This window comes from Paraburkholderia sp. GW821-FHT02A12, from assembly GCF_059422005.1.
The window spans coordinates 3653800-3671805 of the sequence record NZ_JBWKWA010000002.1; the positions used below are offsets into that span (position 1 = coordinate 3653800).

Consider the following 18006-nt stretch of genomic DNA (forward strand, 5'->3'; position numbering starts at 1 on the left):
GATGTCCGCTCCGATTTCCAGCGTACGACCCGACCCGGACCCAGTCCTGGCCGATATCGTCGATTACGTACTGGATTATCAGATCGACAGCACGCTCGCGCTGGAAACCGCGCGTAACTGCCTGATCGATACGCTCGGTTGCGGACTCGAGGCGTTGACCTACCCGGCCTGCACCAAGCTGATGGGACCAATCGTGCCGGGCACGATCGTCCCCAACGGCGCGAAGGTGCCGGGCACGTCGTTCCAGCTGGACCCGGTTCAGGCCGCCTTCAACATCGGCGCGATGATCCGCTGGCTGGACTTCAACGACACCTGGCTCGCAGCGGAATGGGGCCATCCGTCGGACAACCTCGGCGGGATTCTGGCGACGGCCGACTGGCTCTCGCGCAATGCCATCGCAGCGGGCAAAAAGCCGCTGACGATGAAAGACGTTTTGATCGGCATGATCAAGGCGCACGAAATTCAAGGCTGCATCGCGCTCGAAAACTCGTTCAACAAGGTCGGGCTCGACCATGTGCTGCTGGTGAAGCTGGCTTCCACCGCAGTGGTCGGCCAACTGATCGGCCTGACGCGCGACGAGTTGATCAACGCGGTTTCGCAGGCATTTGTCGATGGACATGCGCTGCGCACGTATCGCCACGCGCCGAACACCGGATCGCGCAAATCGTGGGCCGCGGGCGATGCAACGTCGCGCGCCGTGCGTCTCGCGCTGATTTCCAGAACCGGCGAGATGGGCTATCCGTCGGTGCTGACCGCGAAGACGTGGGGCTTTTACGATGTCCTTTTCAAAGGCAACGCATTCAGGTTCCAGCGCCCGTACGGCTCGTACGTGATGGAAAACGTGCTGTTCAAGATCTCTTTCCCGGCTGAGTTCCACGCGCAAACAGCGGTGGAAGCGGCGATGACGTTGCACGCGCAACTCGCCGCTCAAGGCAAGCGCGTCGAAGACATCAGGAAGATCACGATCCGCACTCACGAAGCCGCGCTCCGCATCATCGACAAGAAAGGCCTACTGAACAATCCGGCCGACCGCGATCATTGCATCCAGTACATGATCGCCGTGCCGCTGATCCACGGCCGCCTGACGGCCGCGGACTATGAAGATTCGATCGCGCAGGACGCGCGTATCGATGTGCTGCGCGCCAAAATGGAATGCGTCGAAGACGCGCAGTTCACGCAGGATTACCACGACCCGGAGAAGCGTTCGATCGCCAATGCACTGACGATCGAATTCAACGACGGGTCGAAGTTCGACGAAGTCGTTGTCGAATACCCGATCGGTCATAAGCGTCGTCGCGAAGACGGGATACCGTTGCTGGTCGAGAAGTTCAAGACCAACCTCGCGCGCCGCTTTCCGGTCAGGCAACAACTGGCGATTCTCGACGTGTCGCTGGATCAGGCGAGGCTCGAAGCCATGCCGGTCAATGAATACGTCGATTTGTACGTCATCTAGTCAAGTACTGTAGTTCCGCGATCAAACCAAGGAAAACACCATGGCCCACAACCTCCACAAAACGCTCAAGGAATTCGACAGCGGTTCCGGCAAAGGCAAGTTCTACTCCCTGCCGCAACTCGGCAAGGCACTGAACATCAAGATCGACCGCCTGCCGGTTTCGATCCGTATCGTGCTGGAATCGGTGCTGCGTAACTATGACGGCAAGAAGATCGCCGAAGAACACATCGAGCAACTCGCGAACTGGAAGCCGACCGCTGCGCGCGTCGACGAAATCCCGTTCGTCGTGTCGCGCGTCGTGCTGCAAGATTTTACCGGCGTGCCGCTGCTCGCCGACATCGCCGCCATGCGCGGTGTCGCGCAACGCGTCGGCAAGAACCCGAAGTCGATCGAGCCGCTGGTCCCGGTCGATCTGGTCGTCGACCACTCGGTGCAGATCGATCACTTCCGTGAAAAGAACGCGCTCGACCTGAACATGAAACTGGAATTCCAGCGCAACAACGAGCGCTACCAGTTCATGAAGTGGGGCATGCAGGCATTCGACACGTTCAAGGTCGTGCCGCCGGGTGTCGGCATCGTTCACCAGGTGAACCTGGAATACCTCGCACGCGGCGTGCACAAGAAGGCCGAAGGCGCGGACACGGTCTACTACCCGGATTCGCTGGTCGGTACCGACAGCCACACCACGATGATCAACGGCATCGGCGTGGTGGGCTGGGGCGTGGGCGGTATCGAAGCTGAAGCCGGCATGCTCGGCCAGCCGGTGTACTTCCTGACGCCGGACGTGGTCGGCGTGCACCTGAAGGGCAAGCTGCGCGAAGGCGTGACGGCAACCGACCTGGTGCTGACCATCACCGAATTGCTGCGTAAGGAAAAGGTTGTCGGCAAGTTCGTCGAGTTCTTCGGCGAAGGCACGAAGTCGCTGTCGCTGCCGGACCGCGCGACGATCGGCAACATGGCGCCGGAATACGGCGCAACCATGGGCTTCTTCCCGGTCGACGAAAAAACCATCGACTACTTCAAGGGCACGGGCCGCACGGACGCGGAAATCTCGGCGTTCCAGAACTACTTCAAGGCGCAGAACCTGTTCGGCATTCCGAAGGACGGCGACATCGACTACACCAAGGTCGTGACGCTGGATCTCGGCACGGTTGCACCGTCGCTGGCAGGCCCGAAGCGCCCGCAAGACCGTATCGAAATCGGCAACGTGAAGTCGACTTTCAGCGACCTGTTCTCGAAGCCGGTTGCAGAAAACGGCTTTGCGAAGAAGGAAGCCGATCTGGACGCGCAATACACCACGACGAACGGCGTCAACGTGAAGAACGGCGACGTGCTGATCGCCGCGATCACGTCGTGCACGAACACGTCGAACCCAAGCGTGCTGCTGGCTGCCGGTCTGCTGGCGAAGAAGGCTGTCGAAGCGGGTCTGGAAGTCGCGCCGCACATCAAGACGTCGCTGGCGCCGGGATCGCGCATCGTCACCGAATACCTGACGAAGACCGGCCTCCTGCCGTACCTCGACAAGCTGGGCTTCACGCTGGCCGCTTACGGTTGCACGACCTGTATCGGTAACGCGGGCGATCTGACGCCGGAACTGAACGAAGCGATCACGAAGAACGACATCGTCGCGGCGGCTGTGCTGTCGGGCAACCGTAACTTCGAAGCGCGTATTCACCCGAACATCCGCGCGAACTTCCTGGCCTCGCCGCCGCTGGTCGTCGCTTATGCGATCGCCGGCAACATCACGCGCGACCTGATGACCGAACCGGTCGGCAAGGGCAAGGGCGGCAAGGACATCTACCTGGGCGACATCTGGCCGACCAGCGAAGAAGTCAACGCGCTGCTCAAGTTCGCGCTGGACGCCGACGCGTTCCGCAAGAACTACTCGTCGCTGACCAAGAAGGGCGACCTGTGGAGCAAGATCGAAGGCGAAGAAGGTCAAGTCTACGACTGGCCGAAGTCGACCTACATCGCAGAGCCGCCGTTCTTCGGCAAGGAGTTCTCGATGACGCCGGCCGACAGCATCGCTGCTGTCACGAACGCGCGCGCACTGGGCATCTTCGGTGACTCGGTCACGACCGACCACATCAGCCCGGCTGGCTCGATCAAGGAAGACTCGCCGGCGGGCAAGTGGCTGAAGGCGAACGGCGTGCAGAAGGCCGACTTCAACAGCTACGGCTCGCGCCGCGGCAACCACGACGTGATGATGCGCGGCACGTTCGCCAACGTCCGGATCAAGAACCTGATGATCCCGGCGAAGGCAGACGGCACGCGCGTGGAAGGCGGCCTGACGATTCACCAGCCGAGCGGCGAACAGCTGTCGATCTATGACGCAGCGATGAAGTACATCGACGCCGACACGCCGACCATCGTGTTCGCGGGCGAAGAGTACGGCACGGGCTCGTCGCGCGACTGGGCAGCCAAGGGTACGCAACTGCTGGGCGTGAAGGCTGTGGTCGCACGCAGCTTCGAACGGATTCACCGTTCGAACCTGGTCGGCATGGGTGTTCTGCCGCTGCAGTTCAAGGGCTCGGATAGCGTGCAATCGCTCGGCATCACCGGCGAAGAAACGTACGACATCGAAGGCCTGGGCGCGGACTTCAAGCCGCAACAGGAAGTGACGCTGGTGATTCGCGGCAAGGACGGCAAAGAGAAGCGCGTGCCGGTGCTGCTGCGTATCGATACGCCGATCGAAGTCGACTACTACAAGCACGGCGGGATTCTGCCGTTCGTGCTGCGCTCGCTGCTGGCTGCTTAAGGTATTCACTTACGCTTAACAGGCAGTCACTGCGCGTTGTTTTGCAGGGGCTGCGTCCTGTGGAGGACGCAGCCGACTTTGGAAGCCCGACCGATGGTCGGGCTTTTTTTATGGTGTGCCTATTTTGGGGTGGTGCCGGATTGGAAGGCGGTGGGATCGTCGGTGATGCGGCGTTGGGTCATGCGGGCGTTCCAGTTGGTGTCAGCGGGCACCGTTGCATGCGTTGTGACGCGGCTGCGCGGCGGTTGCGCCGACCAGTCGAGCCACGGCGCCTGATCGATAGCGTCGCCTTCCGCCGGCCGGCGCCCGGTCCATTCCGGTTGGATAGACACGGAGGGCCGATTGGCGGGGCGAACCGCATGGTTCAATGCAAGCCGTTTGTCGACATGCTCCAGGGTCAAACGCGCGGCCGCGGGTTTGCGGTCCGCCTTTGCCGCGCGCCTCGTGGGCTCGTGAGTCGTTGCGCGCGCCGATGGCTGCTGCGAGACGTGCGTCGATAACTGCGTGCGCGGGCTTCGGGACGCCATCACAGGCGTGGAATCGTCGCTCCTTGCGCGGCTCTCTGGCGGTGTCATCGGCACAGCATCGCTTGCCTTGGAACGCACTGGCGCGACGTCTGCCGCGTTAGATCCCAGCGCTTTCGCCGACGCTGCCGGCGGCACAGCGCTCGCCACCGAAGGGGCCAGCGCCGACGACGGCTGTACGCCTTCGGTGTCCCGCCGAGCCAGCTTGGCGGGTCGTTGCGGATTGTCGACGGCTGGGCTGCTGATTGCCGGTGCCTCCGGCAGCTTCTTCGCAAGCTCCGGCTGTGTTCCGGCATCCTGAATCGCGCACGTTGCCAGCAACCAGGCCAAGGCAATACTGCTGCCGACGAAAATCGCCGCGCCGCATACCTGATCAGAACGGGTCGAACGCGCGCGGACCTTGCACGTCTCGAGATCAAGATAGCGCTTTGCTTCAGCCATCGCCGCATCGAAGCGATGAGAATCCACGCGTTGCGGCGGCGTCTTGTAGAACAGAACGCGCTTCACGCCCGGAGGAAACGGGCTCCGGCGCGCCGGATTGGCCATGCGTTGTAGCGCGCCCTGCATCGCCTGTTGCGGGGCACGTCGTCTCGAACCGAAAGGCGGCGGCACACCATCGAACGGCCGCAGTCTCGGGAACGCCAGATCGCCTTCGACCAAAGCCTGCGGTTGATTCATTGGATGAGGCTCCGGTGTGGATCGAACGCTGTATCGAGTTGCGTAGCCAAAGTCCTTGCGCGCTCCACAAGCGTATCGATAGCGCCGACGTCAAACTCCAGCGGAGCAACGCTGGCACGCCGCAGTGCCTCCATCAAACTGTGTGCGCCGACAAGACCTACGGCTCCGCTCAATCTGTGCAGCATGGAACGCAGACCTTCGCTGTCGCGTTGGCGGCTCAAACCGCTCAGGCGCGCGAGGTCATCGTCCATCGAATGGCGCCAGCCACTCAGAAACGCGGGCAGATCGATACCCTCTTCGGCCAGCACATCGAGGTAACGGCGTTCGAATGGTTCAGATGGGACGCCTAAGGAAGCGTCTTGCGCTTGAGCAGCAATCGCGGATGGCGCCTGCGCATGACGAGCCGGTTCTGATGACAGGCCCCATTGCTCCACGGGGAACGGCGCACTGAAACTCGCGTAGATGCCGCAGTCCGAGCCGCTCGAGAGCGAGAGTTCACCTTGCATACGCTGCGCGATTGTCTCGCACAGCGCCATGCCAACGTCAGTGTCGACAGGCCACGCTCCTGCAGACGGTTCATCAGCGCCCAGCTCGAAAAATTGCAGTTGAGCTGCAGGAGGGTCTCCAGAGTCGGTGCCTGTCAGACTGACGGAAATACGCTGGGAGCCGGGATTCAATGGCTCCGACCGCACGACGACCGTAATCGCTTGATGCGCGCCAAGCTGGATGGCGCGGCTCAGCAGATGGAAGATCATCTGGCCGAGCCGGGCGCCATCGGCGAGAATCCTCGTGGCCACCGTGGGATCAACGGTTACCACTACACATGTGCCTCGCCGGGCGGCATTCATAGATAACAGTGCAACGACGCCGTCAATGAGATCGCGCAGATTCGTCACGCTTTCGTCGAGAACGATACCGCGCGACTGCACGGGTGCAACGTCCAGCAAATCGCGCAGCGTTTGCGACCACGTGCGCATTGCGGATTCGGCCACCGCCAGCTGCGTACGGTCGGTGGCTAGCATCGCCGCCGTTTTGATCGACTCCAGCATGCCCGTCACGGCGATCAACGGAGCCTCCGCGTAGATGCGCATCGCAGCCAGCACCCTGAGCCGCTCCCGCGTCGCCGCCGCGCTCGCCTCAGCGGACGCCGCCGCGCGTACGGCCCGCTCCCCGGCTTCTGCTGCATCGCACCGGCGCGTCCACTCTTCCTCGGTGCGACGCAGCGTCTCCGCGGAGCGGCTCAGCACACCGCGAAATAGACATGCATTGCCCAGCGCAACGATTGCGAGAGCCGCGACCACCAACAGCCACGTTTGCCACTCGATCGAGGCAGCACGTGCGTCCGCCGCCGGTTGGCTGACGGTATCGCGGCCCTCACCCCCGGCAAGTGCTAAAGAGGCGCTAGCATCCGTTTGATCATGCGGATGGGTGTCATGGAACGACTGGCCGACCCGGTCTAATGCATCGGATACGGCCGGCGCTGCGGCCGGGCGCGGATCGCTCACCAACGGTGCGGCGTAGGCGCGCACCGACAACATGCACAGCAATACAAATGCAAGCAGACCGCCCAACAGTGTCGCGAAGCGTATCGAATTGGATCCCGCATCCCGAAAGAAACGCGACGGGCGGCTTCGCGCGGTCGCTGAAGAACCAGGCGGGCTTATTTTTTTCCTTATTTTTTTCATAACCCGCACGACTCAGTCAATGAGCCTGTGTAGCGAAGCAAACTCAATCAGTGCGGCCAATGACGTTAGCCCGAGCTTTTCCTGGATTCGGCTCTTGTATGTGCTGACCGTCTTATCACTCAGGAATAAGCGGCTCGCGATATCCCGATTGCTTACGCCACGCGCAAGATATTGCAAAATCTCCACCTCACGCGCCGACAAGGTGCTGAGTCCACTATCTGCCGCCGAATTAGCCGTTTCGGCCGGAAAACAGTCATAACCGAACAACACTGTCTTTAGAGCCGTAATCAATTCGCCGATCTCGCGCCCTTTGCCGACATAGCCATTTGCACCGGCAGCGCGCGTATAACCGGCCATGACGTGTTCTGGTTTGGCGGAAAGAATAAGGATACAGATTTTTCTATTGTGTGCCCGAATACGGCGAATCATTGATAAACCGTCAAGCCGGGGCAAATCAAGATCGAGAATGACAAGATCAGGATTTTCATCCAGCACCATTTTCAGACCGTCCTCACCGTCACCGCACTCTCCGATCAGCTCAAGCTCCGGGTCGGCGCGCAATACGTTCGCTATCGTCCCTCTAATCATTGGGTGGTCGTCGATAATCATGATTCTTTTCATTTACCACTCCATTGTTTGATCATTCTGATCATTCATTAATGAGCGAAAAATCGTACCGAATAGCCCACCGCCGGGAAATGCAAATTAAATTGCATCAACGGCTACGGAACATTTTTTCGCGGTAGCGGAATGATAGTTCCGCAATATTTGCAGGATTTTTCCTACCCAGCGATTTGGGATTTCCTACGAGTAAATGGTGAATGAGATCAACTGCGTGAATCGCCTGAATGGAGGGCGCATCTCGTGGAAACAAGTCAAGCGGTGGAGGCGGGGTCGAACCCGATTCCACCTCGGAGCGAGCAAAACGCAAAGAGCGGGATAAAGAAACGGGCGCGACGATATTCGCGCTCGTGGAAACTGCGGGTGGGTACATGCCGCAGTACCACCGATTAAATGGAATCACCGGACTGGCAAAGTCCGGCGATGTCTCCCGTTACTGCTCTTGCCGTTGCATCTGTTGCGGCATTTGCTCTTGCATGCGCTGCTGCATTTGCCGTGAATTCATTGCCTGCGGCTGTGCATTGCTGCGCGCAAAGTCCAGCTCCACGCGACGATTCGGCGCCAGGCAGTCAATCAGTGCCTGCCGGTTCCGGTCGTGACACTGCACCATCGGTTCTTCCTTGCCGCGGCCACGCGCCATCATCGGCATCGCGACACCGCCGCTCTGCAGGTAACGCTTGACCGTCTCTGCCCGTTTGGCCGACAACTGGCGGTTGTAGCTATCGCTACCGAGACGATCGGTAAAGCCCTCGATGCGGATGCCCGTCACGTCGTCCACGTGTTTCAGATCGCTGATCAACTGGTCAAGCTTTGCCTTGCCGGCCGGCAGCATGCCAGGCAAATCGCTTCGATCGAACTCGAAGCTTGCATCAGCCTGCAGCGTCATCTTCTGCGGAATCACCGGCACCGCTGCCGCAACCGGCGGCGGCGTGCAGGCCTCGAGCGCCGCGCCAATGCCCGGCAAGCCCTTCTCGACACCGTCGACCAGACGCTGGCTCGCAACGAAGTTGCGGGTCCATGCCTCGTGGCCGGCATGAATCAACTCGACTTCCGAGCACGCCGTCAGGCGCTGCGCTTCCTGGCATTGCGGAAAGAGCGGCGAGGTCTTCGCCGCCAGCACCTGTTTCCACAGATCCGGACGGATCACCGCTGCGGTCCGCAACTCCGGATTGTTCGCCGAGAGTCCCTGACCGGTCTCGAGCGCCGTGGTCAGATAGTTGGCCTCCACCAGCGCTTCCTCGATAAAGCCCCAGCCGTCGTGACTGGACCGTTCGTCGCGGGCGGCGTTCAGCCAGCACTGCGCCTTGTCGCCGAAATAGTTATTTTTGCGCTCACCGAGCGCGTTCAGCCGGGTCTGGACAGCGCTAAGCATCGCGCCGTTCTTCACGCCGCCATAAGTTGCGGTCCACTGCGGCGTGACCGCTCCGGCGGCCTGGCTCTGCGTTGTGCTGAAACCAGTCTGCAAAACCGTGGGGGCCTGGATTTGCAGGCGATCACGCGTCGCAGACGACGAACATCCTGCAAGCATCGCGGCGAGCGCGATGGCAATCAATGAATACTTCATGTCTGTTTCTCATGGAAAGAGGGTCGCACGGAAGCTTCCCGTGCGACCCAGACAGCTAACGTCCCGAGCTTCTATTCAAGGCCTTGCGGCCACGCTTAGTTGCCGAGCACGATGCCGATGCCGGCGCGGACGATGGTGCTGTTGCCGCCCGAGCTGGACACGCCAAGGTTGTAGTTGATCGTGCCCTTCTCGTTCCAGCGCGAGACGCCCAGACCAACCGCCTGGTAGCCACGGTAGTTGGCAACACCCGCGTTCAGCGTGGTACGACCTGGCAGATACGGCGTGACAATGTTCAGCGCCGATGCCGATGCGATACCCTTGGCCGCACTGCGGTCGATATCGTGCATCTGCTGCTGCACACCACCCATCGCGTTGTTCAACTGATTGAGGTTGACCGCGTCGGTGCCTTGCGTACCGGCCGCAACGTTGGTGATCTGGCGCTCTGCACCGGTAGAACCCACCGATACGGAGTCTTTGCGATCAGTCGTCGAGTTTGCACCCAGCGCGACCGAGTTCGTGTTCGGAGCCGAAGCACCCGCGCCGAGCGACACCGAGTTGTCGCCTGCCGTCGTCGTGTCCTTGCCGATTGCAATCGCCGCCGTGCCCGATGCAACAGCACCGCTACCGATCGCGATCGCATCCGAACCCGTCGCCGCCGCTGCCGTACCATCCGCGCTCGGCGTGCCGATGTTGACGTAGGTCGTGTTGCCCGCACCGCCGCCGGCGAGATTGTTCACCTGGCTTTGAAGACTGGAGAACTGCGAGAAGTTGACCGCGTCGGTCGCATTGGAACCTGTTGCCACGTTCGTCAGCGTCACCGGATCATGACCCGCACCGCCGAGAGTCACGGTGTTCATGGCTGAGTCGTCATAGGCCACGCCGTTCGCAGTACCGCTACTTGCATGGTTCGCGACGTACGCCTGCATCTGGCCGAAGTTGACCGCGTCGAGCAAGTCGGTCGCGTTTTTAACGTTCTTCAGTTGGACCGGCGTAGTCGAATTAGCACCGCCAAGCGTCAGCGTGTCATGCGCGACCGAGTCGTACACCACGCCGTCCGTCGTACCCGTGGCAATCTTCGCGTTCAGCGCGTCCAGTGCCGTGGCGACGTTACCGTACGTCTTGCCATCCAGCGACAAGGCCGCCGAGACCTTGCCGTCCGCTCCCACAGTCGCGCCACCGCCCAGCGCTGCTGCCACGCTGTTCGCCGTACCGTACAACTGCGAGCCGTTGATCGCGTCCTTGCTGCCGGACGTGACCTGGCCTGCCGCTACGTTGGTCAGCGTCACCGGCGTCGTCGAGCCGATGCCGCCGAGCGTGACCTTGCTATGCGACGACGTGTCGTACTGCACACCGTCGGGCGAGCCACCGCCCGCAACCGCCGCGAGGGCCGAAGCAACGTCCGTGTATGTCTTCCCGCCGATTGCATAAGACGGCTTCGTGATCGAGCCGTCGGTGCCATTGACAGCCGCGCTGCCGCCGAGCGCCTCCAGGACGCCGGACAGCTGGCCGACGTTAACCGCATCGGTGGCTACCGTACCGGCTTGCATATTGACAACCTGACGTTGCGCCGTGCTGCTGCCCACCGAAATGGTGTTGGGGCGATCCGCCGACGAATTGGCGCCCAGTGCGACGGAATTAGCCTGACTGGCGCTTGAATTGCTACCGAGAGCCATCGAATTCGTGGCCACCGTCGCCACGAAGGCATTGCTACCCATCGCGACAGAATTCGAGGCGTTCGTCTGGCTGCTAGAGCCGAGCGCCAACGCGTCTGCGCCTTGTGACTTAGACATATAGCCAATCGCGACACCATTGGTACCGTCGTTGCTAGTCGTCGCGCCGAATCCAATTACTGTCGCATTCGAAGCCAGAGCTCCTGCTCCGGTGCCGACGGCGGTAGAGCCGGCAAACCCCGTGCCAGCCCCGGCACCGACGGCCAGCGAGCCTTCGCCCAGTGCAGTCGCCGTAGGACCAATCGCCATCGCGTCTAGCGCGTTATCTGTAGACGTCGTAGTACCCTGCGTGACATTTGAGCTTACCGAGATGTAGTTGGTGACCGGCACTGCTGCGAGAAGCATCGACTTCACGCCGCTCGACGGCTGCGCAAGCTGCTGCGACACCGAAGTCTGCAACGCCTTCAGTTGACCGAAGGTTGCCGCGTCAGTGTCCGTTACGCCGTCAGCGACGTTCATGATGCGGCGCTCCGCGCCCCTCGAGCCGACCGAAATCGTATTCGCCACGGTGGTTGCCGAATTCGCGCCAATCGCCACCGAGTCTGCGAACTGTGAGCGAGCCCCCACTCCCAAGGCCAACGAATTCTTCGCGATCGCGGACGCTCCGCCGCCAATCGCCACCGATTCGGCGCCGAACGCAAGCGCCGCAGACGACGTCGACACCACCTTGATGTACTTCGTGGCATCGCTGATCGTGTTGTTGATCGTGGTGACCGCACCGTCTACCCCGGCAAGTGCCGAGCCGACATCGGTATACGTCTTGCCGCCGAGCTCGTAGCTCGGAAGCGTAACCGTGCCGCTCGGGCTCACGCTTGAACTACCGCCCAGCGCAAGCGCCACGCTGTTCGCCGTGCTGTAAAGTTGCGAACCGTTTACTGCGTCACTGCTGGTCGAGGTGACCGCGCCGTTGGCGAGGTTCGTCAACAACACAGCAGGGGGAGTGGTCGAGCCAGCACCGCCCAGCGTGACCTTGTTGTGCGTCGCCGAGTCGTACTGCACCGCGTTAGCCAAAGCCGTGCCGGAGACTGCGGTCACAGCTGTCTGCAACTGGCTCACGTTCACTGCATCGGTCGCTGCCGCACCGGCCGCTACGTTCGTTAAACGACGTTCATTGCCAACCGAACCCGCCGAGACTTCGCCTGCCGGCGTCGTTCCAGACAGTGTGCCGCTTGTCGCCAGATACGCGGCGGCAGACAGATTGGACACCGTCGCCGAGTTCGCGCCCAGAGCCACCGAGTTGTTTGCCGTCGCCTTTGCGTTCCCACCGATCGCGACCGCATCCGTACCGGTTGCGGACGAATCTGCCTGCGTCGAATTAGCGTGGAAATACTTGACGCCGGTGCCGCCATTGGTGATGTTATTTACGATGTTGGCGACGTTCGTCACGTTGCCCGCGACGTTCGCCACATTCTGGTTCGTCTGGTACAACTGAGCACCATTGACTGCATCCGTGCTCGCTGCCGACAGTGTGCCGGCGGTGAGGCCCGTGATCTTCGTCGAGCCGCTTACGCCCCTCAGCGTAATCGTGTTCTTCGACGTATCGTCATAGGCAACGAATGCGCCCGTCACATTGCCGCTGCTGTCGATGTTCGCGCCTATCCCCTTCAACTGCTGCACGTTCACCGCGTCGTTGTTCGCCTTGCCGGCCGCCACGTTGGCCAGCGTCACCGGCGTCGTCGAACCGGCACCGCCAAGCGTCACTTTGCTATGCGACGACGTGTCGTACTGCACCGCGTTAGCCAAAGCCGTGCCGGAGACTGCGGTCACAGCTGCCTGCAACTGGCTCACGTTCACTGCATCGGTCGCTGCCGCACCGGCCGCTACGTTCGTTAAACGACGTTCATTGCCAACGGAACCCACCGAGACTTCGCCTGCCGGTGTCGTTCCAGACAGTGTGCCGCTTGTCGCCAGATACGCGGCGGCAGACAGATTGGACACCGTCGCCGAGTTCGCGCCCAGAGCCACCGAGTTGTTTGCCGTCGCCTTTGCGTTCCCACCGATCGCGACCGCATCCGTACCGGTTGCGGACGAATCTGCCTGCGTCGAATTAGCGTGGAAATACTTGACGCCGCCACCGCTGGTGATGTTATTCACCGTGTTGGTCACGTTCATCACGTTCTGGTTCGTCGCGTACAACTGCGTACCATTGATCGCGTCCGTACTCGTCGCCGACAGCGTACCGGCCGTGAGGCCGGTGATCTTCGTCGAGCCGCTCGCGCCCTTCAACGTGATCGTGTTCTTCATCGTGTCGTCATACGACACAAACGTGTTCGTAATATTGCCACTTGAGTCGACGTTTGCACCCACAGCCTGTAGCTGCGCCAGGTTCACCGCGTCCGTGGATTGCGTGCCGGCTGCCACGTCGGTGATCTGTCGCGAACCCACGTCAACCGTGTTAGCGCGGCTGGCCAACGAGTTTGCACCCAACGCCACCGAATTGCTTGCCGTCGCCTTCGCATTGCCGCCAATCGCCATGGCGTCGCTACCCGTTGCCGACGAATCGGCCGACGTCGAATTGACGTGAAAATACTTGACGCCGGTGCCGCCATTGGTGATGTTATTTACGATGTTGGCGAGGTTCGTCACGTTGCCCGCGACGCCCGCCACATTCTGGTTCGTCTGGTACAACTGAGCACCATTGACTGCATCCGTGCTCGCTGCCGACAGTGTGCCGGCGGTAAGGCCCGTGATCTTCGTCGAGCCGCTTACGCCCCTCAGCGTAATCGTGTTCTTCGACGTATCGTCATAGGCAACGAATGCGCCCGTCACGTTGCCGCTGCTGTCGATGTTCGCGCCCATCTCCTTCAACTGCTGCACGTTCACCGCGTCGTTGTTCGCCTTGCCGTCCGCCACGTTGGCCAGCGTCACCGGCGTCGTCGAGCCGACACCGCCCAGCGTCACTTTGCTATGCGACGACGTGTCGTACTGCACTCCGTTGGGCGATTCACCGGTCGCAATCGCCGCGAGGGCCGAAGCAACGTCCGTGTATGTCTTCCCGCCGATTGCATAAGACGGCTTCGTGATCGAACCGTCGGTACCATTGACAGCCGCGCCGCCGCCGAGCGCCGTCAGGACGCCGGACAGCTGGCCGACGTTAACCGCATCGGCGGCTACCGTACCGGCTTTCACATTGACAACCTGACGTTGCGCCGTGCTGCTGCCCACCGAAATGGTGTTGGGGCGATCCGCCGACGAATTGGCGCCCAGTGCGACGGAATTAGCCTGACTGGCGCTGGAATTGCTACCGAGAGCCATCGAATTCGTGGCCACCGTCGCCACGAAGGCATTGCTACCCATCGCGACAGAATTCGAGGCGTTCGTCTGGCTGCTAGAGCCGAGCGCCAACGCGTCTGCGCCTTGTGACTTAGACATATAGCCAATCGCAACACCATTGGTACCGTCGTTGCTAGTCGTCGCGCCGGATCCAATTACTGTCGCGTTCAAAGCCAGAGCTGCTGCTCCGGTGCCGACGGCGGTAGAGCCGGCAAACCCCGTGCCAGCCCCGGCACCGACGGCCAGCGAGCCTTCGCCCAGTGCAGTCGCCGTAGGACCAATCGCCATCGCGTCTAGCGCGTTATCTGTAGACGTCGTAGTACCCTGCGTGACATTTGAGCTTACCGAGATGTAGCTGGTGACCGGCACTGCCGCGAGAAGCATCGACTTCACGCCGATCGACGGCTGCGACACCTGCTGCGTGAGGGTATTCTGCATTGCGGTCAGCTGAGCCAACGTCACGACATCACTGGGCGCAACGCCGTTAGCCACGTTCTCGATGCGGCGTTCGAAGCCTTTCGATCCAACCGAAACCGTGTTCACGCCGGTCGTCGACGAATTCGAGCCAATCGCCACCGAATTTGCGAACTGTGAGCGAGCGCCCGCTCCAAAGGCCAACGCACCCGTCGCGCCCGCGTACGCTCCGCCGCCGATCGCCACCGTTTCGCCGGCGGTCGCAATCGCCCCAGACGACCCCGACACCACCTTGATGTACTTGGTGGTATCGGTAATCGTGTTGTTGATCGTGCTAACCGTGCCGTCTACGCGGGCAATTGCCGCGTCTACGCCGGCAAGTGCCGCGCCGACATCGGCATACGTCTTGCCGCTGAGCTCGTAGCTCGGAAGGGTAACCATGCCGCTCGGGCTCACGCTTGAACTACCGCCCAGCGCAAGCGCCACGCTGTTCGCCGTGTTGTAAAGTTGCGAACCGTTGACTGCGTCCGTGCTATTCGAGGTGATCTGACCAGCTGCCACATTCGTCAAACCGACTGCCGCCGTTGCGCCTGTGCCGCCGAGCGTCAATTTGTCGTGCGCCGACGTGTCATAGATAACTGCGTCAGGCGAACCGCCGCCCGAGATGTTGGCAAGCGCGGTATTCATTTGACCGAGGTTGACGGCGTCAGTGTCCTGCTTGCCACTGAGAACGTTGGTGATCTGACGTTCCGAGCCGGCTGCACCGACCGACACGGTGTTCTCGCGATCGGCCATGGAATTCGAGCCTAGCGCCACCGAGTTGTTTGCCGTCGCGATGGAAACGCCGCCGATCGCCACCGAATCCGTACCGACTGCCGACGAATCGGCAAGCGTCGAATTGGCGTGGAAATACTTGACGCCGCGATTGTAAATGCTCACCCCAATTCCGCCCACGTTGTCTGCCAACGCGTTCAGGTTCCGGTTCGTCGTGTACAACTGGCCGCCGTTGACCGCGTCAGTGCTCGAGGCCGACGAGATATCGCCAGGCGCCACGTTTGTCAGCTTGACCGCATTCGTGTGGTCCACACCGCCGAGCGTCACCGTGTCGCGAGCCGATGTATCGTACGTCACCACGAGCGGTGAGCCCGCGATACCATTGCTCACGATGTTGTTGACGACGTTCGTCACGTTGGCAAGGTTGCCTGATATGTTGGCGACATTATTGACAACGTTCGTCACGTTCTGGTTCGTCTGGTATAGCTGCGAACCATTCACTGCATCCGTACTCCATTCGGATGAGATGTCGCCGGCCGTCAAATTCGTGATCTTTGTGCCGGTTGCGCCCTTGAGCGTAATCAGGTTGGACGCGGAGTTGTCGTACGTAACGGCATTGTCGGCAACGCCACCACCGCCGCCACCGCTGACGCTTGCGATCGCAGCATTCATCTGGTCGACGTTGACAGCATCGGTACCCGCGGCGCCGGCTGTCACGTTGGTAATCTGTCTCGTGTACTGCGATTTGCCATCCGCCGACAGAAAGCCGATCGACACAGTATCGTCACGGCTGGCAACCGAGCCCGCGCCCAGTGCAACCGTGTTGTCCGCAATCGCAACAGCGTTTGCACCGTACGCACTTGACCGGTTGCCAATCGCCATTGCCGACGGTCCGGAGGCAACTGAACTGGCTCCCTTGGCCTGGGCATCGGTATACCGGTCGCTCGAAGGAGAGTTTGCCTGGAAATAACGCGTGCGCTGATACAGCTGCGCCCCGTTCACCGCGTCCATGCTCGTCGACGACACGTTGCCTGCCGCCACCCCGGTGATCTTATGGCTGCTCAAGTCGACTTCATTGAGCATCGTGATGCCGCCCACACCCTTGAGCTCGAGGCGGCCATCGTCAAAACCGGTTACGCGGGCAGTTATGTTGCCGCTGTTGTAGCCATTTGCGCCGCTGTCGTCTGCCGAGTTATTCAACGAGAACGACATCCCGCCACTGCCGCCCGCGCCGTTGCAGTCCATGAAGCCGACGGAGCTCGACAATGGCCCCCACGAAGACCCGACCCCACCTACCCCGCCAGGACATAACTCAAGACCGCCCTTCCCAGTGGTCGCCTGGGCCGCTGCCGTGCCCGGCAACATAGCCACGCCGATTGCCATGGCAATCGGCATAAACGCGGCCTTCAGCGGGGTGCCCGGACGGGCCGCCGCGTCCCTGCCGGGCGAGATCGCACGGGAAGACGCAGCTCCGCCACCGCAGCGCGCCTTGGCGGTTTCGGGCGCAGCTACCCACGTTCCGGATGCGTCGTTCCAGACGCTGATATACGACTTGTTCATAAATTCCCTAAAATCGGGCGAGCCCCGCTTGCAATTAGATTTGTAAAACTGTGCCCTACTGGTTTCCGCAAAATTCCGCAAAAAAATCGGTCGCATACCATAAAGTCTCGACCTGGATTTTTCACGCGTCTTAAATCTAACTGGATGCCCCATCCCTAAAAATCAGGAAAATAGAAATTCGTGTCAGAATAATCCGAATCGACTTGAGATAATTCGCGGACGGCCAATTACCCACGCCAGGCTTGAGTTCGCCACTTATTTACCTCAGCCGGGATCAAGCGGCGCGCGAAGCTAATGTCGCGCCGTCGCAACAGGGATACACCGAGACAAGAAATATAGAACATGCACGCGCCCGCCCAAGGGCAAGCCGCGCTACGGAGCTATGTCCCCGGGCGCCTCACGGCCTAGCTCGCGTCGGCACATTCACGTCAAGACGCTTGTCAGACGATCGCCAATTTCTCGCCCGCCAAACAAACTATTTACGCTTTCGGCTGCATGCGCATTTACACCAAAAGCTTCAGAAATTTCCCACGAGTATCTGCCTATGCTTACTCCTATACTTCGCACCGGCACTGTTGCCCGCGCGTTTTGAGCAGTGAATTTTTTAATTTCCGCTTCTTTTCAAAGCGATAAATCCCGCAAGGCTGCAGCCGGACAATATTCAATCTTTTTATCAATCATTTTGAAATAGACATCATGAAAATTTCACAAATTCGCCGCAAGAATAAGCAGCTTGGTCAGGGCATGACCGAATACATCATCATCGTCGCGCTAATCGCGGTCTCGGCAATCGGTGTGTATGCGCTTTTCGGCAAAACCCTGCGTAATCAGACCGCCGGTCTCGCAGTGGAAATGTCCGGCCAGGACGCTAAAGGCAACATCGGGTCGGCGCAAACCAACGCGAACACGGCGACCACCAACGCCGACAAGACGAAGAACATGGGTACGTATAACGCCAGCAACAACAACTAA

At 60.8% G+C, this 18006-nt stretch carries 8 protein-coding genes; 3 read left to right on the forward strand and 5 right to left on the reverse strand.

Features of this window, described 5'->3' with window-relative positions; genetic code table 11:
* Position 1 precedes the first annotated feature (1 nt).
* Together AC07WT_RS37940 and acnA are read left to right on the forward strand one after the other, a co-directional pair.
* On the forward strand, positions 2-1453 hold the full coding sequence (locus tag AC07WT_RS37940) for a bifunctional 2-methylcitrate dehydratase/aconitate hydratase (RefSeq protein WP_494950913.1): 1452 nt from the start codon (positions 2-4) through the stop codon (positions 1451-1453).
* 40 nt (positions 1454-1493) lie between these two features.
* Positions 1494-4211: an aconitate hydratase AcnA gene (gene acnA, locus AC07WT_RS37945; protein ID WP_494950914.1), complete on the forward strand. Its 2718-nt coding sequence runs from the start codon at positions 1494-1496 to the stop codon at positions 4209-4211.
* Between the two features lie 119 nt (positions 4212-4330).
* On the opposite strand, the gene AC07WT_RS37950 is transcribed toward acnA, so the two are convergent.
* The 5 genes from AC07WT_RS37950 to AC07WT_RS37970 form a co-directional block, all read right to left on the reverse strand.
* Positions 4331-5413 carry a hypothetical protein gene (locus AC07WT_RS37950; protein WP_494950915.1) on the reverse strand — a complete coding sequence of 361 codons (1083 nt, stop codon included), beginning with the start codon at positions 5411-5413 and terminating at the stop codon, positions 4331-4333.
* Positions 5410-7107 carry a hypothetical protein gene (locus AC07WT_RS37955; RefSeq protein ID WP_494950916.1) on the reverse strand — a complete coding sequence of 566 codons (1698 nt, stop codon included), beginning with the start codon at positions 7105-7107 and terminating at the stop codon, positions 5410-5412. The genes AC07WT_RS37950 and AC07WT_RS37955 overlap by 4 nt, the downstream gene beginning before the upstream one ends.
* Positions 7108-7110: 3 nt before the next feature.
* Positions 7111-7719, reverse strand: a complete 609-nt coding sequence (locus AC07WT_RS37960; RefSeq protein WP_494950917.1) for a response regulator — start codon at positions 7717-7719, stop codon at positions 7111-7113.
* A gap of 433 nt (positions 7720-8152) precedes the next feature.
* Complete coding sequence (locus AC07WT_RS37965; RefSeq protein WP_494950918.1) at positions 8153-9283, reverse strand: OmpA family protein; 1131 nt, start codon at positions 9281-9283, stop codon at positions 8153-8155.
* Positions 9284-9378: 95 nt separating this feature from the next.
* Positions 9379-17034: a YadA-like family protein gene (locus AC07WT_RS37970; protein ID WP_494950919.1), complete on the reverse strand. Its 7656-nt coding sequence runs from the start codon at positions 17032-17034 to the stop codon at positions 9379-9381.
* Positions 17035-17730: 696 nt separating this feature from the next.
* On the opposite strand from AC07WT_RS37970, the gene AC07WT_RS37975 reads away from it, so the two are divergent.
* The gene (locus tag AC07WT_RS37975) at positions 17731-18006 is read left to right on the forward strand and encodes a Flp family type IVb pilin (RefSeq protein WP_494950920.1); all 276 of its coding nucleotides are present in this window, start codon (positions 17731-17733) and stop codon (positions 18004-18006) included.

What these genes read in the sequence shown, in the direction of transcription:
- AC07WT_RS37940 (WP_494950913.1), top strand. Translation starts at nt 2, where the DNA reads ATGTCCGCTCCGATTTCCAGCGTACGACCCGACCCGGACCCAGTCCTG.
- acnA (WP_494950914.1), top strand. Translation starts at nt 1,494, where the DNA reads ATGGCCCACAACCTCCACAAAACGCTCAAGGAATTCGACAGCGGTTCC.
- AC07WT_RS37950 (WP_494950915.1), bottom strand. Translation starts at nt 5,413, where the DNA reads ATGAATCAACCGCAGGCTTTGGTCGAAGGCGATCTGGCGTTCCCGAGA.
- AC07WT_RS37960 (WP_494950917.1), bottom strand. Translation starts at nt 7,719, where the DNA reads ATGAAAAGAATCATGATTATCGACGACCACCCAATGATTAGAGGGACG.
- AC07WT_RS37965 (WP_494950918.1), bottom strand. Translation starts at nt 9,283, where the DNA reads ATGAAGTATTCATTGATTGCCATCGCGCTCGCCGCGATGCTTGCAGGA.
- AC07WT_RS37970 (WP_494950919.1), bottom strand. Translation starts at nt 17,034, where the DNA reads ATGAACAAGTCGTATATCAGCGTCTGGAACGACGCATCCGGAACGTGG.
- AC07WT_RS37975 (WP_494950920.1), top strand. Translation starts at nt 17,731, where the DNA reads ATGAAAATTTCACAAATTCGCCGCAAGAATAAGCAGCTTGGTCAGGGC.